This is a genomic window from Dechloromonas sp. ZY10 (assembly GCF_041378895.1).
GTDB classification, from domain to species: domain Bacteria; phylum Pseudomonadota; class Gammaproteobacteria; order Burkholderiales; family Rhodocyclaceae; genus Azonexus; species Azonexus aquae.
This window is the reverse complement of sequence record NZ_CP144212.1, coordinates 1-21,696: the sequence shown is the minus strand read 5'-3', so window position 1 is coordinate 21,696 and position 21,696 is coordinate 1. Positions and strand designations below refer to the sequence as shown.

Sequence of the window (21,696 nt, the reverse complement as noted above, 5' to 3'; positions counted from 1 at the left end):
CGGCCCGAAACGGCCACCTTAGCGTAAACCGCAGCGCAGCGTCGCCACCGCGCCGCTGGCAGCGAACATGCGACAATTCGCCGATAAACGACAGCACACCGCAGAAGACAGATGGCAGATAACACCGGCAGCGGGCGCGAGGCGTCCTGGCAGCAGAATTCGGTATTGATCGTCGACGACGAGCCCGGGATGCAGAGCTTTTTGCAGCGGGCGCTGAGCCCGCGCTGCGCGGCGGTCGATTGCGCCGGCAGCGTTGAAGCCGCGCGACCGCTGCTCGAACGCCGGCGTTACGACCTGATCGTGCTCGACATCGCGCTGCCCGGCTGCTCGGGAATCGACTGGCTGCACGAGTTGCGTGCCGACGGCTACGCCGGCGACGTGATCCTGATGACCGCCTACGCCGACCTCGATACCGCGATTGGCGCGCTGCGCGCCGGCGCTGCCGATTTTCTGCTCAAGCCTTTTTCGCTGGCGCTGGCCCTGAACGCGATCCAGCGTTGTTTCGAGCGCGCGCAACTGGCCAGCGAAAACTTCGTGCTGCGCCGGGAGGTCAGCAGCCACGCCTCGGACGTGCAGGGCATCATCGGCCAGTCGGAGGCGATGCTCAAGGTCTGCGACCGCCTGAAACGCATCGCGCCGACCCCGGCGACCGTGCTGCTGACCGGCGAATCGGGCACCGGCAAGGAAGTCGCGGCGCGGGCGGTGCACCGCATGAGCGGGCGCAGCGGGCCGTTCGTGCCGGTGAATTGCGCGGCGATTGCCGGCGAACTGCTCGAATCCGAGCTGTTCGGCCACGTCAAAGGCGCCTACACCGGCGCCCAGCAAAGCCGCGAAGGTCTTTTCTACTACGCGCGCGGTGGCACGCTCTTCCTCGACGAAGTCTCGGAAATGCCGGCTGCGGCGCAAGCCAAGCTATTGCGCGCCCTCGAAGAACGGCGCATCCGCCCGGTCGGCTCGGAGCAGGAGGTCGAGGTCGATGTGCGGGTGATCGCCGCCAGCAACCGCGACCTCAAGGCCGAGGTCGCGGCACAACGCTTCCGCCAGGATCTGTATTACCGGCTGCAGGTGCTGGAAGTGACCTTGCCGCCGCTGCGCGAGCGGCCGGCAGACATTGCGCCGCTGGTCGCCCATTTCATGGCCCAACTGGCACCCAGCCTGGGCATGCCGCCGCTGGTCCTGGATGGCCGCACCCTGGCGCGGATGGACGACTACGACTGGCCGGGCAATGTCCGCGAATTGCGCAATCTGGTCGAACGTTCGCTGATCCTCGGCTGGTTCGACATCGGCCCGGAGCCGGAAATCGGCGTCCCGGCAAGCGTCGCTTCGCTCGACGAAACCCTGGAGGCGGTCGAAAAGCGCCATATTCTCGCCGTGCTCGCCGCCTGCGACGGCAATAAATCGGAAGCCAGCCGGCGGCTGGGCATTTCACGCAAGACCATGGACCGCAAATGCCAGGCCTGGGGCATCTGACGCCGTCGGCCGACACCCAGCCGTCGGCCCGCCGTTCGCTGCGCACCCGGCTGCTGTTGCTGGCGCTGTTGCCGCTCGGTGTCGTGCTGCCTTTGCTGGTCGCGGTGCTCGGCTGGTGGGGCGGCGACTATTTCGACCGCTTGCTGGTGACCAAGGTGCGTTCCGACCTGGCGGTGGCGCACGGCTATTTCGAGCGGGTCAGCGATGGAACCGGCCGCTCGCTGGCAGCGCTGGCCGAATCCGAACGCCTGGCGCGCAGCCTGCGCCTGAGCCCGGCCGCGCGCGACCGGGCAATCAACGACCTGTTGCTGTCGATTCGCGGCGAGCAGCGGCTCGATTTTTTGCACTTTGTCACGGTCGACCGTGAAAATCGCGAAAAACCGCAGCGACCGGCGATTGCCTCGGCCCTTGCCGGCAGCCCGCTGACCAGCAGCGAGGTTTTTTCGCCGGAAGAACTCGCGGCGCTCTCGCCGGAGCTCGCGCAGCGCGCGCAAACGCCCTTGATCGCCACCGCCAACGCCCGCCCCGACAATCGCGCCAGCGAAAACCGGGGGCTGGTGATCCATGCCGCCGCGCCGGTCCGCGACGCGGCCGGCAAGATCGTCGGGGTGCTTGAAGGCGGTGTGCTGCTCAACAAGAACCTCGATTTCATCGACCGCCTCAACGCCATCGTCTACCCCGAAGGTGCCTTGCCTTTCGGCAGCGCCGGCACCGCCACGCTGTTCCTCGGCGATGTGCGGGTGGCCACCAATGTCCGCCTGTTTGCCGGCGACCGCGCCATCGGCACCCGCGTTTCCAACGCCGTGCATGGCGCCGTGCTCGGCGATGGCAAGACCTGGCTGGACCGCGCTTTCGTCGTCAGCGACTGGTATGTCTCGGCCTACGAACCGCTGGTCAGCGGCGCTGGCGAACGGATTGGCATGCTCTACGTCGGCTTTCTCGAAGGCCCGTTCAGCGGCGCCCGGCGCCAGGTGTTTGCCGGCATTGCGCTGCTCTTCGGGCTGGTCATGCTGGTTGCCGGCACCCTGGCCGCACTGTGGGCGCGGCGGGTCTTCCGCCCGGTCGAGCGGATGCACGCGGCGATGCACGCGATCGAGCGCGGCGACGCGCATGCCCGCGTCGGCGCGGTCGGCAGCGCCGACGAACTGGGCATCGTCGCCGCCCATTTCGACCGCCTGCTCGACCAGTTGCAGGCACAGACCGATTCGCTGAAGCGCTGGGGCGACTCGCTCGACGGCAAGGTCGCCGAACGCACCGCCGAACTGGAACAGGCGGTGACCAATCTCAAGGCGGCGCAATCGCAACTGGTCAAGAACGAAAAACTCGCCGCCATCGGCCAGCTCACTGCCGGCGTCGCCCACGAAATCAACAACCCGATTGCGGTGATCCAGGGCAACCTCGAAGTCCTGCGCGCGCTGCTCGGGCCGCAGGCCGAGCCGGTCGAGCCGGAGATCAAGCTGATCCACGAACAGGTGCACCGCATCCGGCTGATCGTCACCAAGCTGCTGCAATTTGCCCGCCCGCACGACTACGCCGGCTATCTGGAGCCGGTCAACGCGCCGCAACTGGTGCAGGACAGCCTGCTGTTGGTCCGCCACCTGCTCAAGAAGGGCCACATCGCCATCGAGCAGCAACTCGACAGCAGCCGCCAGATTCTGTGCAACAAGAGCGAGGTGCAGCAGGTGATCATCAACCTGCTGGTCAATGCCATCGAAGCGATGCCGAGCGGCGGCCTGCTCAAGCTCGCCGCCGAGGACTGGGACGAAGCCGACATGCCGGTCGGCCTGCGTCTGTCGGTCAGCGACAGCGGTTCCGGCATCCCGGCCAAGGACCTCGAACGCCTGTTCCAGCCCTTCTTCACCGCCAAAAAGCCCGGCGGCAACGGCCTTGGCCTGTGGGTCAGCAAAACCCTGATCGAACGCTACGGCGGCCGCCTCACCGCCGCCAGCCCGCCCGGCCAGGGCGCCTGTTTCACCGTCTGGCTGCGCTGCGAGCCGATTGAGTAAATTGGCCGTTTTTCCGGGTTGACCGTGGCAACCCGGTCAGCGCCGAGCAACCGGCCCACCCGACCCCGCCAGTAGCGACCAAGCTCTGGAATACGCCCCCGTGGCGGGCAGCAAGGCTCAAACCGGTGACGGTTCCTTTGCCTCACCGCTGCTGGCGGCGGCCGCCTCCTGCTCGGCCAGACGCAGGCCAAACTTGGCCATCGCCGCAATCACGTCGAGCAATTCCAGCCCGAGCGCAGTCAGCGCGTACTCGGTGGTCGGCGGCACGGTCGGATATTGCGTGCGCGTCACCAACCCGCGCTGTTCCAGCAGGCGCAGGCGGTCGGCGAGCAGGCGCGGGCTGATTCCGCTCAGGCTGCGCTGCAATTCGGAATAGCGCTTTTTGCCGCCGATCAGGTCGCGGATGATCAGCGTCGTCCATTTGCCCTCGATCAACTCAGCAGTACGCCGTACCGGACAAGCGCCGGGGCACTCACCGGCAATCGCGGTATTCAGTTCCGGTGCCAGTTCCGGCCTTGATTCAGTTTCCAGTTCCGGCGTCAGTGGCTCGGTGTGCATGCGCTATTTCTCCTGATCGGTCGGTCCGGGGTCATCTGCGGCCGGCGTCGCCATGGTCCGAGCTACCGGGCGCAGGCACGGCTGCCCCTGCTGGTTGCCCGGCGGCCGGCCCCATGCCGCCCAGACCGGCCTTTAAATTTCACTTCAAACTTCACTTTTGGTAACTACTTCATAAAGTGAAGTATAGCGCCTATAGTGCCGCGCATTCCATCCACTCACCGAGGTTTTCGATGTTCCGCTTCTTCCTCCGCCTGGTCGCCGTGATCCAGATTGTGCTCGGTCTGGCTTATGCCTTCGCCCCCGCCGCCTTCCTCGCCCGCATGGGCCACAGCCCGCTGCCGCCCGATCTGGCCTATCCGTTCGCGATGCTCGCTGCCCGCTTTCTGGTTTATGGTGCCGGCCTGTGGCTGATCAGCCGCGATCCGGCCCGACACCTGCTGTGGATCCGCCTGATGGGCTACATCCAGTTGATCGACCTCAGTGCCGGCCTGTTCCACACCCTCACCGGCAACGTCAGCTGGTCGCATTCCGCCTTCCCGATGTTCAACGCCGTCTGGATTGCCCTGTTTTGCCTGCTCTGGAAACCGCAAGATGCCGACCAAGCTGCCTGATTGCCTGAGGCGCCCGCTGCCCGCCGGACTCGCCCTGATCACCGGCCTGCTCGCCGGCTGCAGCAGCCTCAACCCGCACTACGATGCCGGACTGGCGCACCACACCCCGACCGGCTTCCGCAATGCCAGCGCCGAGTTTTCCCTGCCGCCGCTCAGCGACCTGATCCGCTGGAATCTCGAACGCTGGCTTGGCCCGGACGTGGTACACGATCTGTCGCAGGTGCCGCGCGCCGAACCGGACCGCGATTTCCTGCACGCCAACCGTAGCGAGGACAGCGTCACCTGGCTCGGCCACGCGACCCTGCTGGTACAAACCGGCGGCCTCAACATCCTCACCGACCCGATCTTTTCCGAACGCGCCTCACCGCTCCCCTGGCTCGGCCCCAAGCGCCTGCTACCGCCAGCACTGAGCATCGCCGAATTGCCGGCCATCGACTATGTGCTGATCTCGCACAACCACTACGACCACCTCGACCGCGCCAGCATCGCCGCGCTGGAGCAAGCCGGCCAACCGATTTACCTGGTGCCGCTCGGCGTCGAACGCTGGTTTGCCGAGCAAGGCATTCCGGCAACGCGGGTCAAGGCGCTCGACTGGTGGGGCAGCTGGCATAGCGGCGAGACGCAATTCGCCTTCGTCCCGGCCCAGCACTGGAGCAAACGGGCGCTGACCGACACCTTGGCCACGCTATGGGGCGGCTGGGTGATCCGGCGCATGACGACAAGGACAGCGGCCAAATCGCCGGCCATGCCCCACGCCGCCCCCGCTTCGCCAGCGGCGGCGAGCCACCAGCCAGCCACCGCCCCCGGCTTCAGCCTGTTCTTTGCCGGCGACACCGGCTACAGCCCGGCCTACGCCGCCCAACTCAAGGAAATCGCCCGCCGTTACGGCCCCTTCGACGTCGCCGCGCTACCCATCGGTGCTTACGAACCGCGCTGGTTCATGGTCCAGCAACACGTCAACCCCGACGACGCCGTGCATATGCATCGTGACCTCGGCCAGCCGTGGAGCTTCGGCATTCACTGGGGCAGCTTCCCGCTCACCTCGGAGCCGGTACACCAAGCGGCCACCGACCTAGCGCTAGCCCGCACCCAGCACGGCGTTTCGGCAACCCGCTTTGTGCTGCTGCCGCAGGGAGAAACCCGGCGCGGACGGTGAAAGCAGGCTTGCCCGGCCGCCACCTTGCCCGTAGGGGCGGGCGGCGGCCGGCAACAGTTGGGCCTGATCGCGCTGAAAATGGCCCGAATGGCGCGGTGGACCGTAGAAAGGGCCTGATCGACGGCCCTCAAAATCAATCGTGGTCTGTGCTTCCAATTATTTCAGCCACTCGACATAAAAACGTTCAGTCCTTATGCTGTAGTGTTTATAGCGAATCGCTTCCCGAACGCGCCCAAGCAAGGTCGAGGATTGGCTTATTTTCATGCCGTACCTGCCAACGAAAATTGACTGTATATAAACACAGCATATCGTGTTTTACTTATGACAAGAACCTTTGGAGGCACCCTATTCGCCAGCGTAAACGGCGCAAAGCCGGGATACATGGTGCTCGCGCCGCGTATCCCGGCTCCGCGCCATGTTTCACCGCCATCCATTCCCGGAAATAATATGTCCTCCCCAGTCCAACGCAGCACAGGCTGCGGCTTTCAAGCGGACACCCTATCGAGCATGGATGGCGGCATTCCAGAATGTTTGGCGATTCCGCCATCGACTTTACGTTAGGTTCTTTCCATGAAGGCATACGCATACCCAACGGGTGAACCGCTCAACGAGTACGGATTGCTTGAGCTAAATGAGATCTCGCTCTCCGCAGACTCCAAAACGGTTCGTGCTGTTGCTCAATTCCTCATGGCAGCTGCTGATGAAATGGACCGAATGGGAGAGAGCTATGGGCATTTACACATGCAAGACGAAAGTGATGCTTGGAAAAAAGAGTGGCCCGATATAGTTGTGTGCAATCCGAATGAATAAAAAACCTAACATTCCGGTCAAGGCGCGGCCTTCGGCCGCTGGGACGTCCCGCAAGCGGGCCGCCCCTTACCTTGCACGTTAGGCATCTATGAGTTGCATGCTCCGAGCCGGTGGCACAAATTTCAATGCGGACGGCTTCATCGCTAGCGTCCCGCTTCTCATTGATTCAATGTGGCGCAAGGGTGAGAGGCGCTTCCCGAATAGCACTACAAACGAACAAATCAATGAATCCTCGGGCATTCGAATTGTGGCCAGCGAAGCCAGCCTCTCTGAATTGCCGCAGCAAATCGAAGATGTAATTTCGTTCCTTCAAAGCAACCTTGAAAACCTAAAACGCCTGAGTTTGTTCCCTGGTGTTGAGTGGTTGGTTCTTGATTTCGGGGCTGAAATATATCCGCCTGGTTGGTCCTCATTCACATTTCCACCTGCGTTGTTGTCGTTGTCAGGTCAGGCCGGCATTTCTCTATGTCTGTCGGTGTACCCAACCGAAAATGAGGCAGAAACCAATGCCTAACATCACAATCCACCGGACCTCCGGCAAGCTGCGCTTGCCTGCGTCCGGTGATTTTCAACGTTAGGGAGACTTGGCCAATGCAAATTTATTGTCCTGCTCAGCTAGACGACGAGCAGGCTGCTAGATACATAAACGAGTTCTGGCGCGCCAGAGAGGAGCCGGAGCTTGTTCTCAATTTCTCCACCTTGCGCTTTGTCTATCCTGCGGGAGCGTTAATTCTCGCTCTCGGCGCACGGGACATGGTGAGGCAACGAGCACACCTCAATCTCGGTACCCATGTAAATGGGCATCAGACGCCAAGAAGTGCCTGTTCCTATCTAATGCATTTCGGATTCTTCCAGTTCATTGGGGTAGACCAAGGAAATCCAATCGGTGTCGCGCCAGGAAGCAGAAGCTACCTTCCAATAACCCGCATAGGACACGAGGACTTTCGCGAAGACGGGGTTGTGATTCAGGAACAAATCACGCGGCACTCCGCACGATTAACAACCGTCCTTTATCCAAGAGAGGCGGATTTTTCAAGAGCAGACATGCTCACTTTCTGTCTTCGAGAAATAATTCGTAATGTGTTTGAGCATTCACAGGCGCGCGAGTGTTTTGTAATGGCTCAGCGATGGAATACGGGGCTAGCTGAAATCACTATTGCGGACGAGGGTGTCGGCATACCGTACACTTTGTCCCAAGCGCACAACGTAACTAGTTCCAGGTCCGCCTTACGAATGGCCTTGATGCCAGGAATCTCCCGAATAACGGACCCGGTTAATGACGATAAGTGGCAGAACTCGGGATTTGGTCTCTATGTAGTGTCGGAAGTTGGAAAGCGTCTAGGTAGCTTCTCCATTCTTAGCAATGGCGCGATGCTTCATAGAACCCAGGAGGCCGATAGCTGGCTCGCAACTCCATCAAGAGGCACCGTTGTAAAACTCCGGGCAAATACTAATGACGCAGAGTATTTTCCAAACCTTCTTCAGAACATTGTCAATGAAGGGGAGTTGCTGGCCAAACAAATTCCTGGTGCAAGGCCAAGCGCATCAAAGGGATCCAGGCTTGTTGACCCTATTCTTTGGTAACTCCCGCATCGCTATGAACAAAACGCTCCCTAACATTACGGTCAACCTGACAACCGAAAGCGGGGCGCTCTTCGAACAGGCCGCCCCGCGCGGTTGCAGGTTACCTCAACGTTCGGCGTCTTACATGCTTCATCCCCCACAACTTTTGCGAGAATCATGAGGACTCTTACACTATCCGACCACACGGCCGACAAAGCATCTGCCGCTGCTGCTAAGCGAGAAGCAGAATACATCGCTGCCTCCGAGGCATATCGAAGTGCGTTGAATGCACGTGAGGCAGATCTCGAATCGCATCGAAAAGCTGTTGCGGCAGCTTGGCGCAACAGAGAGATATTTTCGACATTGGCTTCCGTCTTCCAACTTGGCATTGCTCATCTATCGGGCAAACCTCGCGCTCCCGTTCAGCGTGGAGCCGACAGAGAAGAGATAGTCTGGGCTAGTGGCAACGAGGGCGAAAGAAAGGTTGCCGCTTACCTCTCCCGGTTGTCAGATGAATGGATATTGGTATCTGGGTATCGAAATGCGAAAGGCGAAATCGATCAGGTGCTTCTTGGCCCGCGAGGAGTCTTTGCTATCGAAATCAAGTTCATCAACGGAGTCGTCCATTGTGACGGAGATCGCTGGTGGAGCGACAAATACGACCGGTACGGAAATCTCGTCGAGACAAACAAGCCTCTCGCTGACAAACGCGGACGCGGCCCCAGCAAGCAACTCAACGACTCCGCAGATTTGCTTCAATCCTTTCTCGCCAAGCGAGTCAATGTCAGTCGTGTTCATCGGGCGGTCGTCCTTTCGCACGACTCCTCGCGCCTCGGTGATCTGAAAAACATCACTGTTGATGCCGTGGCGACTATCGACGCTCTTGACCTTGACCGGCTATTTTCCCGTTCTTCAATCAACTTAGATACCCAAGCCGTTGAACGCGTTCTCCAAGCAATAAGGAAGGATCACGATTTCAACGAAAGACCCAAGCCTCGTCGTGAGCGGCCTGCATCTGTTCAATAGTCCAGCTATGAGACGCCGAACCCATCATTCCACCGGACCTGCGCGAAAAGCTGCGCTTTTGCCATCCGCTGAACTCCAACGTTACATAGATTGACCGGCAGACTCTGAAGTACGCCTGTCCGGTCACACTCCTAAAGCTCGCACATTGGTCGACTGGTCCCTGCCTCAATACCTGGATAGCGCCGGCACAGCTGAAATCAGCCGCCATGGCCAACCCCATCGAGATTCCGCAGCCAGGCCAAAAATCACGGTCAACCCGCAACTTTCACGCAAAAACAAACAGTTGAAGCTTGGCAAGCAAGGGGCCAAGGCGGTAAACTGCGCGCCTCTGCCGAGGAGCGCTGCGACCTGACTTGATTCAGGCCAGGCTCGGCAACGATCAACGGCGCTCGCAAACCCTGTTTTCATTGGCCGGTTTGCGACGCCGTTTTGCTTTGTCTGGCGTCTGCGTTCCCGGCCCGCACTCTTGCCGAGGTCATCGCCATGCAGCCAGATCGCCGAATTTCCGACAAAACCGCCGAACTCCAATCCCTGCTTGCGCAGCGCCTGCTGGTGCTCGACGGCGCGATGGGGACGATGATCCAGCGCCACGGACTGCAGGAGGCCGATTATCGCGGCGAACGCTTCAAGGATCACCCGCACGACCTCAAGGGCAATAACGACCTGCTGGTGTTGACCCGCCCGGACGTGATCGGCGGCATCCACCGCGAGTACCTCGAAGCCGGCGCCGACATTCTCGAAACCTGTACCTTCAACTCGACCGCCGTTTCGCAGGCCGACTACAAGCTCGAAGCCATCGTTTACGAGCTGAACAAGGAAGGCGCCGCGCTGGCACGCGCGCTGTGCGACGAATTCACCGCTGCCAACCCGGCCAAGCCGCGCTTCGTTGCCGGCGTGCTCGGCCCGACCAGCCGCACCGCGTCGATCTCGCCGGATGTGAACGACCCCGGCTACCGCAACGTGACTTTCGATGCGCTAGTGAGCGATTATCTGGAAGCGATTCGCGGCCTGGTCGATGGCGGCGCCGACATCCTGCTGGTTGAAACCGTGTTCGATACGCTCAACGCCAAGGCGGCGCTGTTCGCCATCGAGCAATTTTTCGACGCTGCCGGCCGCCGCTGGCCGGTGATGATTTCCGGCACCATCACCGATGCCTCCGGCCGCACCCTGTCCGGGCAAACCGCCGAAGCCTTCTGGAACTCGCTGCGCCACGTGCAGCCGCTGTCCTTCGGCCTCAACTGCGCGCTCGGCGCGCAGGAACTGCGCCAGTACGTCGAAGAACTGTCGCGCGTTTGCGACTGCTTCGTCTCGGCCCACCCCAATGCCGGCCTGCCGAATGCCTTTGGCGGCTACGACGAAACCGCCGAGATGCTGGCCGACGAGATCGAAAGCTGGGCCAAGGCCGGCATCGTCAATATCGTTGGCGGCTGCTGCGGCACCTCGCCCGAGCACATCGCCGCCATCGCGCAGCGCGTGGCCACGGTCAACCCGCGTCAAGTGCCAAAAATCGCCCCGGCGCTGCGCCTTTCCGGGCTGGAGCCGTTCAACGTCACCCGCGATTCGCTGTACGTGAACGTCGGCGAGCGCACCAACGTCACCGGTTCACGCGCCTTTGCGCGGATGATTCTCGAAGGCCGCTTCGACGACGCACTGGCCGTCGCCCGCCAGCAGGTGGAAAACGGCGCCCAGGTGATCGACATCAACATGGACGAGGCGATGCTCGATTCGCTCGCCGCGATGGACAAGTTCCTCAAGCTGATCGCTTCGGAACCCGACATTTCGCGGGTGCCGATCATGATCGACTCGTCGAAGTGGGAAGTGATCGAGGCCGGCCTCAAGTGCATCCAGGGTAAGGGCATCGTCAATTCGATCTCGATGAAGGAAGGCGAAGCCAAGTTCCTCGAACAGGCCAAGCTCGCCCGCCGCTACGGTGCCGCCGTGATCGTGATGGCCTTCGACGAGAAAGGCCAGGCCGACACCTATGCGCGCAAGACCGAAATCTGCGGCCGCGCCTACGAACTGCTGACCAAGCCGGTAGCCGCTGGCGGCGCCGGTTTCCCGGCCGAAGACATCATCTTCGACCCGAACATCTTCGCCATCGCCACCGGCATTCCCGAGCACGACAACTACGCGGTCGACTTCATCGAGTCGGTGCGCTGGATCAAGGAGAACCTGCCGCACGCGCACATTTCCGGCGGCGTCTCCAACGTCTCGTTCTCTTTCCGGGGCAATGACCCGGTGCGCGAGGCGATCCACACCGTCTTCCTCTACCACGCGATCCAAAACGGCATGACCATGGGCATCGTCAACGCCGGCATGCTCGGCGTGTACGACGATCTGGAGCCGGAACTGCGGGCCAAGGTCGAGGACGTGGTGTTGAACCGAAACCCCGGTGCCGGCGAGGCGCTGGTCGAGTTTGCGCAGACGGTGAAGGAAGGCAAGAGCAAGGACAGCGGCCCCGATCTCTCCTGGCGCGAGCAGCCGGTGGAAAAGCGGCTGGAACATGCGCTGATCAAGGGCATCACCGATTTCGTCGTCGCCGACACCGAAGAAGTGCGCGCCCAGCTCGCCGCCGCCGGCAAGCCGCCGCTGGCGGTGATCGAAGGGCCGTTGATGAACGGCATGAACCACGTCGGCGACCTGTTCGGCGCCGGCAAGATGTTCCTGCCGCAGGTGGTCAAGTCAGCGCGGGTGATGAAGCAGGCGGTCGCGCATCTGGTCCCGTTCATCGAGGAAGAAAAAGCCCGCTCCGGCCTCGGCTCCAAGGGCAAGATCCTGATGGCCACCGTTAAAGGCGACGTGCACGACATCGGCAAGAACATCGTCGGCGTGGTGCTCGGCTGTAACGGCTACGATGTGATCGACCTCGGCGTGATGGTGTCCTGCGACAACATCCTCAAGGCGGCGCAGGAACATCAGGTGGACATCATCGGCCTCTCCGGGCTGATCACTCCGTCGCTTGAAGAAATGGCGCACGTCGCCAGCGAAATGCAGCGCCTCGGCCTCAAACAGCCGCTGCTGATCGGTGGCGCGACGACCAGCCGCGCCCACACCGCGATCAAGATCGCGCCGAATAGCGAAAGCCCGGTGGTTTATGTGCCAGACGCCTCGCGCGCCGTCGGCGTCGCCACCAAGCTGCTGTCGACCGAGCAAAAGGCCGGCTACGTCAGCGAAATCGCCGCCGAATACGAAGCAGTGCGCGCCGAACACGCCGGGCGCAAGGGGGCGACGCTGGTGACGCTGGCCGAGGCCCGCGCCAACCGTTTCACTGCGGCCCATACCCCGATCAAGCCGGCCCAGCTTGGCCGCCAGGAACTCAGCATCCCGCTCGCCGATTTGCTGCCCTACATCGACTGGTCGCCGTTCTTCCAGACCTGGGACCTGGCCGGGCGCTACCCGGCCATCCTGCAGAATGAAACCGTCGGCGAAACTGCGCGTCAGCTGTTTGCCGACGCGCAGGCGATGCTGGGCAAAATCGTTGCCGAAAGCTGGTTGACCGTGAAAGCGGTGTTCGGGCTCTACCCGGCGCGCGGCGAGAACGAAGACATCGTGCTGTACACCGACGAGTCGCGCCGCCAGGAAGCCGCCCGCTGGGTCGGCCTGCGCCAGCAGCACAAGCAGCCGCAGGGCCGCTTTAACGTGGCGCTGGCCGACTATGTCGGCGAGCAGGACTACGCTGGCGCCTTCGCCGTCACCGCCAGTCTCGGCATCGACGCGCACGTCGCCCGTTTTGAGGCGGCGCACGACGATTACTCGGCAATCATGCTCAAGGCCTTGGCCGACCGCCTCGCCGAAGCCGCCGCCGAATGGCTGCACCAGCAGGTACGCAGCACGTACTGGGGCTACGCCAAGGATGAACAGCTCGACAACGACGCGCTGATCGCCGAACAGTATCAGGGCATCCGCCCGGCCCCCGGCTACCCGGCCTGTCCGGACCATACCGCCAAGCGCGAGCTGTTCCAGCTGCTCGACGCCCCGGCGATTGGCATGGCACTGACCGAATCCTGCGCGATGACCCCGGCGGCGGCGGTTTCCGGCTTCTACATCGGCCACCCGGCCGCCAGCTATTTCGCGATCCCGAAAATCGGCCGCGACCAGTTGGAAGACTGGGCCGCGCGCAAGGGCATGCCGCTCAAGGAAGCCGAACGCTGGCTGGCACCGCTGCTGTAAGCAGCGCAAACAGCTTGAAGGCGGCCATCCGCAAGGTTGGCCGCCTTCAACTCAGCAAACCGCGACTCCGGGCTTCCGCCCACAGGGCCCGGGCAAAAGCCTTCCAGGCCGGCCCGCCATGCGTTTCCAGACCCTGCCCGGCGCTTTCAGTCATGGTTTTGAGCATTACCCCCGCCAGGCCAAACAGTTCGATCCGCGCCAGTTGCTGGTAATCAAGCGCCGCACTCGCCGACAAATGAACATCTGCCGGATTGAAGGCCAGCGCTTCGCGGGCCAGCAGGCGCAGCGCGACGTCGTCGCCCCAGTCGATCCCGAGGGCAATCCCCTTGCGAACTATTTCGGCCTCGATCTCGGCTGTATCGCGGGCATAGTTTTCAAAACCGGCCATTTTGGCACTCCCTGACGATTGATCCATGCGGCCAGTATACGTACTGCCAAAGATTGCCGGCGGCCGATTGACGCCACTCCGGCAGCTTTCTATAGTCAGGCTTCGCATCTTTGCTGCCTAGCGCCCCTTATGCGCCGTCACCCCCGCCTGCTCCACTTTTCGCGCGAACACCATCTCGCCCTGCGCCTAGCCAAACACGCCAGCGCCGCCGGTAGCAGCCTGCCGGTGGCCGAGGTCGCCGCCGAAGTCGCCGGCGTCCGTACCGAATTGCTGCGCCACTTCGCCGCCGAAGAAGAAGAGTTGTTCCCCGAACTGGCCGCCCACCAACTCACCGAACTGCACCGGCGGCTATTGGCCGAACACCGGGAATTAAGTGCTTTGCTGGCCAGCCCAGACGATGCCGTCAGGTTGCAACGCCTTGGCGAATTGCTGCGCGGCCACGTGCATTTCGAGGAACGCGAACTGTTCCCGGCGCTCGAAGCCGGCTGGCCGGCCGACGAGTAGGCAAGCAACCGGCCGGCAACGCTCAGCGCCAGCCACGGTGTTCGTGGCGATGCTCGTGACGGTGATGCCGGAAATCGCGGTAGCCCGGCCCCCAACCCGGAGCACTTCCGATCCACACCTGGCCGACCACTGGCGCCGGCGCAACGTAAGCCGGTGCAACATATTCGACACGCGGCGGTGGCGCGACATAAACGCTTTCACGCGGGTAGTAATACGGCCGGCTGACCGGCACCACGGTGCAGGCGCTGGCCTGTACGGCGAGCAACAGGGTGAGCAACAAGGTTTTGCGACTGGCTTTCACGGCTTTTTTCCTCAAAACAAGGGTTGACCGTGTAAACGCCCCCCAAGCGTCCCCCGCCGACGGCACACCGCCGGAGATACGAATTGTTACCGCGCGATCACGCAACGTCGCCAGAGCGGCCGTGCGCAAGCATCTGGCCGCTACGCAGCAAGCCCGTGCCCGGCGCAGCCAGGCCGCCGAGATGTCCGAACTGAGCACGGCAAGACCGACCGGGCCGGACCCGGCGGAAACGCTTTGCCACAAGCCGGTTACGTTTGGATACGCAGGATTACTTTTCTGCTGACATCGGCCGCGTCACCCCCCGCGTTATTCGGCACATGGCGCTGCATCAGGTTGTCAGCACCAGAAAACGAACCAACAACCTACCCAATCCAGGAGATACAAAAATGCAAGTTTCCAAACTGATCGTCGCTCTGACCGTTGCCGCCGGCTTCGCTTCCGCCTCCTTCGCCCAGGGCAATGCCGCCCCGGCCACGCCGGCAACTCCGGCCGCCGCCGCTGCCCCGGCAGCCAAGCTGACTGCCCCGGTCGCTCCGGCAACCCAGGCCGCCCCTGCCGCCAAGGCCGCAGTCGCCGCCAGCCCGGCCGCAACAGCCGGCGAAAAGAAGGTGGAAGCTGTCAGAGCGGCCGAACCGGCCAAAGCCGAGGTCAAGGCAGAAACCGCCAAGCCCGAAGCCAGCAAGCCTGCCGGCAAGCCGGCCAAGGAACACGCGCACAAGGGCGAAAAGCACGAGAAACACGGCAAGGCCGAAGCCAAGCCGGCCGTCCCGGCAGCGCCCGCTGCGCCCGCAGCCGCAGCCCCGGCTCCCGCCAGCAAGTAATTAGGCGCTGAATCACCCAGCCCCCCGCCCAGCCAGGGCGGGGGGCTTTGTTTTATCCGGCATCCACCCGCTCAATCCTGGCGCTTGCGCCAGCCATGCTGCTCGAGACAGGTCTGAATCCGCCGCACCGAAGCCCCGGTCACCGTGCCATCGTTGTACTGGCCGGTCTGGCTCTTGCAAAACCGCAAATCCGCCTCGTAATCCGCCACCGAAGCCCCGGCCTTCTCCCAATGCCAGCCGGGCTGGAACAGGGTGCAGGCGGCGAGGGGAAGGAAGGTGAGGGCAGCGCACAGGCGCAGTCCGGATCGCAACATGACAATTTCCTGATTTCTGGAAAAAATTTGATTATCCCGGCGGATGCTAACCTTCATCAAATTGCCGGTGGCACTGTTTAAGGGAAGCGCTCAGAAGTAGCTCATCCGCACTCTATCTGGCTACTTTGGACAAACAACTACATTCAATCTTGACGCTCCAATACAAAGAGGCCACTCTTTGCAAGCGGCCTCTTCGTATTTTTAATTATCACAAAATATAGATTTTTATAAAAATCAAGTAAATTGTGTAATATCAAAATAAAAATTTAATTTAAATATCGATCTTCGCATTCAACGCATTGTTTTCAATGAATTCCCGGCGCGGTTCGACATTTTCTCCCATCAGCGTGGTAAAGATTTCGTCAGCGGCAATCGCGTCGTCGATCTGGACCCGGAGCAGGCGGCGGACGGTGGGGTCCATGGTGGTTTCCCACAGTTGCTCGGGGTTCATTTCGCCAAGGCCCTTGTAGCGCTGCTTGTTGATGCCGCGTTCGACTTCGTTCAACAGCCACTTCATCGCATCACCAAAGTTGCTGATGACGGCCTTTTTCTCGCCACGGGCGATGATCGCGCCGGCGCCGAAGAGACCGGCGAGGGTTTCGCCGGTGCGCTTGAGTTGCAGGAAGTCGCCCGAGAGCAGCAGGTCTTCGTCGATCAGGCCGACCTTGAGGTTGCCGTGGTGCATGCGTTCGACGCGCAGGGTCCAGCGTTCCTGGATGTCGTCGAAGCGCGGCACGATGCGGATGCCGTTGCCAACGTGGGCAGCGATCTGTTCGCCGCTTTCCTGGGCTTTTTGCTCGTTTTCGAGGTTGACCGTGAGATTGTGACGGACGATGGCGTGCAGTACGTCCGGGTTGATCAGGTGGGCGATTCGCTCGATCACCGCTTCGGTGGCCAGCCACGAACGAGCGAGGTTTTCCAACGCGCTGCCGCTGATCGGCTCGGCGCCGGTTTGCGGCGTCAGCACGGCTTCGTCGAGCGCCATGTTGAGCAGGAATTGGTGGTATTCCTGATCGTCCTTGAGGTAACGCTCGGTCTTGCCGTGCTTGACCTTGTACAGCGGCGGCTGGGCGATATACACGTAGCCGCGCTCGATCAGTTCCGGCATCTGGCGGTAGAGCAGGGTCAGCAACAGGGTGCGGATGTGGGCGCCGTCAACGTCGGCATCGGTCATGATGATGATGCGGTGATAGCGCAGCTTGTCGATCTTGAATTCGTCCTTGCCGATGCCAGTGCCGAGCGCAGTGATCAGAGTCACGATCTGCTCGGAAGAAATCAGCTTGTCGAAGCGGGCCTTTTCGACGTTGAGTACCTTGCCGCGCAGCGGCAGGATCGCCTGGAACTTGCGGTCGCGCCCTTGCTTGGCCGAGCCGCCGGCGGAATCACCCTCGACGATGTAGATTTCGCACAGGGCCGGGTCTTTTTCCTGGCAGTCGGCGAGCTTGCCGGGCAGTCCAACGCCGTCGAGCACGCCTTTACGGCGGGTCATTTCGCGGGCCTTGCGGGCAGCTTCGCGGGCACGCGAAGCTTCGACGATCTTGCCGCAGATGGTTTTGGCGTCAATCGGGTTTTCCAGCAGGAAATCAGCCAGTTTCTGGGCGACGACTTCTTCGACCGCCGGACGGGCTTCCGAGGAAACCAGCTTCATCTTGGTCTGCGAGGCAAACTTGGGGTCGGGCATCTTGACCGAGAGCACGCAGGCCAGGCCTTCGCGCATGTCGTCGCCGGAAATATCGACCTTGGCCTTCTTGGCGATCTCGTTCTCGTCGATGTACTTGTTGATCACCCGCGTCATCGCCGCGCGCAGGCCGGTCAGGTGGGTACCGCCGTCGGACTGCGGGATGTTGTTGGTGAAGCAGAGTACCTGTTCCTGGTAGGAATCGTTCCACTGCATCGCCACTTCGACGCCGATGGTGACGCCGTCGCCGCCGACCTTGGCTTCGCCGGCTGAGTAAAAGATTTTCGGGTGCAGCACGCTCTTGGTGCGATTGACGTATTCAACGAAGCTCTGCACACCGCCAGCAAAGGCAAACAGTTCCTCCTTGCCGGAACGCTGGTCGACCAGCTTGATGCTGACGCCGTTGTTGAGGAAGGAGAGTTCGCGCAGGCGCTTGGCGAGGATTTCGTAGTGGAATTCGACGTGGCCAAAGATTTCTTCATCGGCCAGAAAATGCACTTCGGTCCCGCGTTTTTCGGTATCGCCCAGCACCTTGAGCGGTGAAATCTCGACCCCGTCACGCTGCTCGATGACACGGTCGACCGGCACCCCGCGGCAAAACTCCATGAAGTGCTTCTTGCCATCCCGGCGGATGGTCAGGCGCAGCCATTTGGACAGGGCATTGACGCAGGAAACGCCGACGCCGTGCAGGCCGCCCGAGACCTTGTACGAGTTCTGGTTGAACTTGCCGCCGGCGTGCAGTTCGGTCAGCGCGATTTCGGCCGCCGAGCGCTTGGGCTCGTGCTTGTCGTCCATCTTGACGCCAGTCGGGATACCGCGACCGTTGTCGATCACCGAAATCGAGTTGTCGGTGTGGATGGTGACAATGATGTCGTCGCAGTGACCGGCAAGGGCCTCGTCAATCGAGTTGTCGACCACCTCGAAGACCAGATGGTGCAAGCCGGTGCCGTCCGAAGTATCGCCGATGTACATGCCCGGCCGCTTGCGGACCGCCTCCAGGCCTTCAAGGATCTGGATGCTGGATTCGCCGTAGGCGGGTGCTTCCTGCGGGCTGTTGTTCTGTTGGCTTTCTTCGCTCATTGCTTGCTGTTCCAGGTGAAACGGGTCTTCGGGTGGGGACGGGCAGGGATCAGATGCGCATCGGCATCACGACGTACTTGAAGCGGTCGTTGCCGGGCAGGGTGACCAGGGCGCTGGAGTTGGCGTCGTTGAAGCTCCACTGCACTTCGTCGGCATGCACGTTGTTGAGCACGTCGAGCAGGTAGCTGACGTTGAAACCAACGTCGATGGCTTCGCCGCCGTAAGCGACTTCGATTTCTTCCTGCGCTTCTTCCTGCTCGGCGTTGGCAGCGATCAGCTTGAGCGCATTATCCGCGAGGACGACGCGCACGCCACGGAATTTTTCATTGGTCAGGATCGCGGCACGCTGCATCGCCTGCATCAGCGTCTGGCGGGAAACGGTCATGTGGTTGCGCAGGCTCTGCGGAATCACCCGTTCGTAGTCGGGGAATTTGCCGTCGATCAGCTTGGACACGAGAACGATGGAACCAAAGGAAAAACGCACCTGGTTGCTGGCCAGAGTCACGGTCAACGGCTCTTCGTTATCGGAAAGCAGGCGGTTGAGTTCAAGCACCGTCTTGCGCGGCAGGATCATTTCCTGACGGGCCAGGTCAGCTTCGATCCCGACGCTGGCAAATGCCAGACGGTGACCATCGGTGGCCACTGCACGGAGTTCGTTACCTTCGACCAGCAGTAGCAGGCCGTTCAGGTAATAACGCACATCCTGTGCCGCCATTGCGTACTGGGTCTTGCCGATCAACTGGCGGAAGGCCTTTTGGGGAATGGTGAATTGCCTGGTTTCGTCCTCGGTCAGCGTCATCCGGGGAAAATCGTCAGCCGGCAGGGTTTGCAGACTGAAGCGACTCTTGCCGGCACGCACCTGCAAACGCTTGTCCTCGAGTACCAGGCTGATTTCGGTACTGTCCGGCAGCGAGCGCAGGATGTCCTGCAATTTGCGGGCGCCAACCGTGACAGCGCCTTCACCGTCGCCACCGACACCGGTAGCGTGGTTGGTGATCTGGATTTCGATGTCAGTCGCCAGCAAGGTCATCTGGTCACCGCGTTTTTCCAGCAACACGTTCGACAGAATGGGCAGCGTATGGCGGCGTTCAACAATCCCCGACACAGACTGCAAAGGCGCGAGGAGCGTGTCTCTTAAGGTTTTAATAAGAACCATATATAAAATTCCTTCTAAGACTATATCGGGAACAAGTCTGTTGGTAACTCAGAATTTCAAATAAAAATCAGTAACTTGCCATCAATTTTCAGGTCTGGAAAAGCCTCTGAACTGGCTGTGGACGAAAACGGGACAATTTTCCCACAAACTGGCTTAAGTCGTTTCATCCCCAATGCAAAGACAGCTTGTTCACAGACTTGTCTACAACAATCTGCATGACTGCGGCTTGGCGGTGAACTTTCGGCCTTTCCTTCGTTTGTTCGATACGTCAGCTCTTTTTGAGCGTTTTCAGGTTTTCCCCTGATTCTTTAATAAACGCTGTATACAAAAAGACTATAAGGAATAAGTCAGGAACTAGTCTGTGGATAAGTAAAATTTTCCCTTTTATTTCAGTTGCTTGTTTGATAAAAAAGGGTCTGAGAAAGGTACTGAATTGGCTGTGGATGAATTGCGGACAATTTTTTCCGGTCAGGGCAATGCTCCTTCTCTCCCCAGTTGGCCGACAGCTTTTCCCCAGACTTGTTCGACCCGGCGGCTGAAATCAGCCCTTCAAAACCTGCAACAACACATGCAGATCGTGGTTGAGTTCGTTTTCCTTGGTGCGCAGCGAGTCGATGGTCTTGACCGCATGGATCACGGTGGTGTGATCGCGGCCGCCAAAGGCATCACCGATTTCCGGAAAGCTGTGTGAGGTCACTTCGCGGCATAGCCACATCGCGATCTGGCGCGGTCGAGCAATCGCGCGCGTGCGCTTTTTCGAAAAGAGGTCGGCAACCTTGATCTTGTAATAGTCGGCAACGGTCTTCTGGATGTAGTCCATGCCGACGTTGCGGACCGCACCGATTACGTCCTTGAGTGCTTCCTTGGCCAGATCGAGGGCAATCGGGCGACCATGGAAGGAGGAATAGGCCAGAACTTTCTTCAGCGCCCCTTCCAGTTCTCGCACATTGGAGCGCAGGTGCTTGGCGATGAAAAAGGCGACTTCGTCGTTCAGCTGCAGGTCTTCGGCTTCGGCCTTCTTTTTCAGGATGGCGACCCGCATTTCAAGTTCGGGCGGCTCGATCTGCACGGTCAGGCCCCAGTCGAAGCGGGTCACCAGCCGGTCGTCGAGACCGTTGATGTCCTTGGGGTAGGTGTCGCAGGTCAGGATAATCTGCTTGCGCGCTTCGATCAGTGCGTTGAAGAGGAAGAAAAACTCTTCCTGCGAGCGGTTCTTGCCGTTGAAGAATTGCACGTCGTCGAGCAGCAGCACGTCGAGGGTGCGGTAGGCGCGCTTGAAGCTGTCGAAGGACTTCTGCTGATAGGCGCGGACGACGTCGGAGTAGTAGTCTTCGGCATGCACATAGCGGACGACCTTGTCCGGATTTTCGCGGAGGATGGCGTTGCCGATGGCGTGGATCAGGTGGGTCTTGCCGAGGCCAGCGCCGCCGTAGATGAACAGCGGGTTGTAGGCACCGCCCGGGTTGCCGGCAACCTGCACGGCGGCGGCACGGGCCAGATCGTTGGCCTTGCCGACGACCAGATTGTCGAAGGTGAAGGTCGAGAACAAGCGCGATTTTTCGTAGTTGCTCATCCGGCCGCGCGGCTTGTCGCTGCCGGAAGCCGGGGCCGCCGGTGAAACCGCCCGTTGCGTGGCCTTGGTCGAAGCGAGGGGGCCGGCTGCGGGTTCGGTGGCTCCGGGAGCGGCTGCGGGGGCTGCCGTTGCCGGCTGTTCGCTGCGGGCAACCGGCGGCTTGGTGTTGCCGATGACCAGCGCGATGCTGACCGGCGCCGAGTAGAAACTGCGGGCGTATTCCTCGATCCGCGACAGATAGCGGTCGCGCACCCATTTGAGGATGAAGCTGTTGGGCGCGATCAGGCGCAGGCCTTCTTCCTGGGGAGCGGCTTCGCCTTCCAGCCGCAAGGGCTTGATCCAGGTGTTGAACTGTTGCGTTGGCAGTTCCTGTTCAAAACGTGCGAGACAGGATTCCCAGAATGCAGCCATAGGAAAAAAGACTCCGGCCGGTGCCGATTGGCAACGGTTAATTATTTGATTTATTAGGAAAATACAGAGATTTAAAGCAACCCAGGAAGGGTGCGAAGGG

18 protein-coding genes and 1 riboswitch are annotated in these 21,696 nt (G+C 61.1%); of the genes, 11 read left to right on the top strand and 7 right to left on the bottom strand.

Annotated elements, in window-relative coordinates; all coding sequences use genetic code 11:
• Positions 1-111 precede the first annotated feature (111 nt).
• Positions 112-1,470: a sigma-54-dependent transcriptional regulator gene (locus VX159_RS00090; RefSeq protein WP_371323965.1), complete on the top strand. Its 1,359-nt coding sequence runs from the start codon at positions 112-114 to the stop codon at positions 1,468-1,470.
• A complete protein-coding gene (locus VX159_RS00085; RefSeq protein WP_371323964.1) occupies positions 1,449-3,476 on the top strand; it encodes a cache domain-containing protein in 2,028 nt (675 codons plus the stop codon). Before VX159_RS00090 ends, VX159_RS00085 begins: the two co-directional genes overlap by 22 nt.
• Before the next feature lie 117 nt (positions 3,477-3,593).
• Here VX159_RS00085 and VX159_RS00080 read toward each other — a convergent pair whose 3' ends face one another.
• The gene (locus VX159_RS00080; RefSeq protein WP_371323963.1) at positions 3,594-4,034 is read right to left on the bottom strand and encodes a winged helix-turn-helix transcriptional regulator; all 441 of its coding nucleotides are present in this window, start codon (positions 4,032-4,034) and stop codon (positions 3,594-3,596) included.
• 230 nt (positions 4,035-4,264) lie between these two features.
• Between VX159_RS00080 and VX159_RS00075 the strand changes: the two genes are divergently transcribed.
• From VX159_RS00075 to metH, 7 genes are all read left to right on the top strand, one after another.
• Positions 4,265-4,645, top strand: coding sequence for a hypothetical protein (locus VX159_RS00075; RefSeq protein WP_371323962.1), 381 nt, complete (start codon positions 4,265-4,267; stop codon positions 4,643-4,645).
• Positions 4,626-5,801, top strand: coding sequence for an MBL fold metallo-hydrolase (locus VX159_RS00070; protein ID WP_371323961.1), 1,176 nt, complete (start codon positions 4,626-4,628; stop codon positions 5,799-5,801). Before VX159_RS00075 ends, VX159_RS00070 begins: the two co-directional genes overlap by 20 nt.
• 570 nt (positions 5,802-6,371) lie before the next feature.
• Positions 6,372-6,611 carry a hypothetical protein gene (locus VX159_RS00065; protein WP_371323960.1) on the top strand — a complete coding sequence of 80 codons (240 nt, stop codon included), beginning with the start codon at positions 6,372-6,374 and terminating at the stop codon, positions 6,609-6,611.
• Between the two features lie 97 nt (positions 6,612-6,708).
• Positions 6,709-7,125 carry a hypothetical protein gene (locus VX159_RS00060; RefSeq protein ID WP_371323959.1) on the top strand — a complete coding sequence of 139 codons (417 nt, stop codon included), beginning with the start codon at positions 6,709-6,711 and terminating at the stop codon, positions 7,123-7,125.
• A 77-nt stretch (positions 7,126-7,202) separates the two neighbouring features.
• Complete coding sequence (locus VX159_RS00055; RefSeq protein ID WP_371323958.1) at positions 7,203-8,195, top strand: ATP-binding protein; 993 nt, start codon at positions 7,203-7,205, stop codon at positions 8,193-8,195.
• Between the two features lie 156 nt (positions 8,196-8,351).
• Positions 8,352-9,200: a nuclease-related domain-containing protein gene (locus VX159_RS00050; protein ID WP_371323957.1), complete on the top strand. Its 849-nt coding sequence runs from the start codon at positions 8,352-8,354 to the stop codon at positions 9,198-9,200.
• Between the two features lie 327 nt (positions 9,201-9,527).
• Positions 9,528-9,598, top strand: a riboswitch (S-adenosyl-L-homocysteine riboswitch).
• 85 nt (positions 9,599-9,683) lie between these two features.
• Positions 9,684-13,370 (top strand): methionine synthase, encoded by a 3,687-nt coding sequence (gene metH, locus VX159_RS00045; protein WP_371323956.1) that lies wholly within the window; start codon positions 9,684-9,686, stop codon positions 13,368-13,370.
• Between the two features lie 46 nt (positions 13,371-13,416).
• On the opposite strand, the gene VX159_RS00040 is transcribed toward metH, so the two are convergent.
• On the bottom strand, positions 13,417-13,758 hold the full coding sequence (locus tag VX159_RS00040; protein WP_371323955.1) for a hypothetical protein: 342 nt from the start codon (positions 13,756-13,758) through the stop codon (positions 13,417-13,419).
• A 129-nt stretch (positions 13,759-13,887) separates the two neighbouring features.
• On the opposite strand from VX159_RS00040, the gene VX159_RS00035 reads away from it, so the two are divergent.
• Positions 13,888-14,262, top strand: coding sequence for a hemerythrin domain-containing protein (locus VX159_RS00035; protein ID WP_371323954.1), 375 nt, complete (start codon positions 13,888-13,890; stop codon positions 14,260-14,262).
• Between the two features lie 22 nt (positions 14,263-14,284).
• Here VX159_RS00035 and VX159_RS00030 read toward each other — a convergent pair whose 3' ends face one another.
• A complete protein-coding gene (locus VX159_RS00030; protein ID WP_371323953.1) occupies positions 14,285-14,563 on the bottom strand; it encodes a hypothetical protein in 279 nt (92 codons plus the stop codon).
• Between the two features lie 386 nt (positions 14,564-14,949).
• Between VX159_RS00030 and VX159_RS00025 the strand changes: the two genes are divergently transcribed.
• A complete protein-coding gene (locus VX159_RS00025) occupies positions 14,950-15,384 on the top strand; it encodes an amine oxidase (protein ID WP_371323952.1) in 435 nt (144 codons plus the stop codon).
• A 71-nt stretch (positions 15,385-15,455) separates the two neighbouring features.
• Here the strand turns inward: VX159_RS00025 and VX159_RS00020 are convergent, their stop codons facing one another.
• The 4 genes from VX159_RS00020 to dnaA form a co-directional block, all read right to left on the bottom strand.
• A complete protein-coding gene (locus tag VX159_RS00020) occupies positions 15,456-15,698 on the bottom strand; it encodes a hypothetical protein (protein WP_371323951.1) in 243 nt (80 codons plus the stop codon).
• 271 nt (positions 15,699-15,969) lie between these two features.
• Positions 15,970-18,456 (bottom strand): DNA topoisomerase (ATP-hydrolyzing) subunit B, encoded by a 2,487-nt coding sequence (gene gyrB, locus VX159_RS00015; protein ID WP_371323950.1) that lies wholly within the window; start codon positions 18,454-18,456, stop codon positions 15,970-15,972.
• 49 nt (positions 18,457-18,505) lie between these two features.
• Complete coding sequence (gene dnaN / locus VX159_RS00010; protein ID WP_371323949.1) at positions 18,506-19,612, bottom strand: DNA polymerase III subunit beta; 1,107 nt, start codon at positions 19,610-19,612, stop codon at positions 18,506-18,508.
• Positions 19,613-20,153: 541 nt separating this feature from the next.
• On the bottom strand, positions 20,154-21,596 hold the full coding sequence (gene dnaA / locus VX159_RS00005) for a chromosomal replication initiator protein DnaA (protein ID WP_371323948.1): 1,443 nt from the start codon (positions 21,594-21,596) through the stop codon (positions 20,154-20,156).
• Positions 21,597-21,696: the final 100 nt, after the last annotated feature.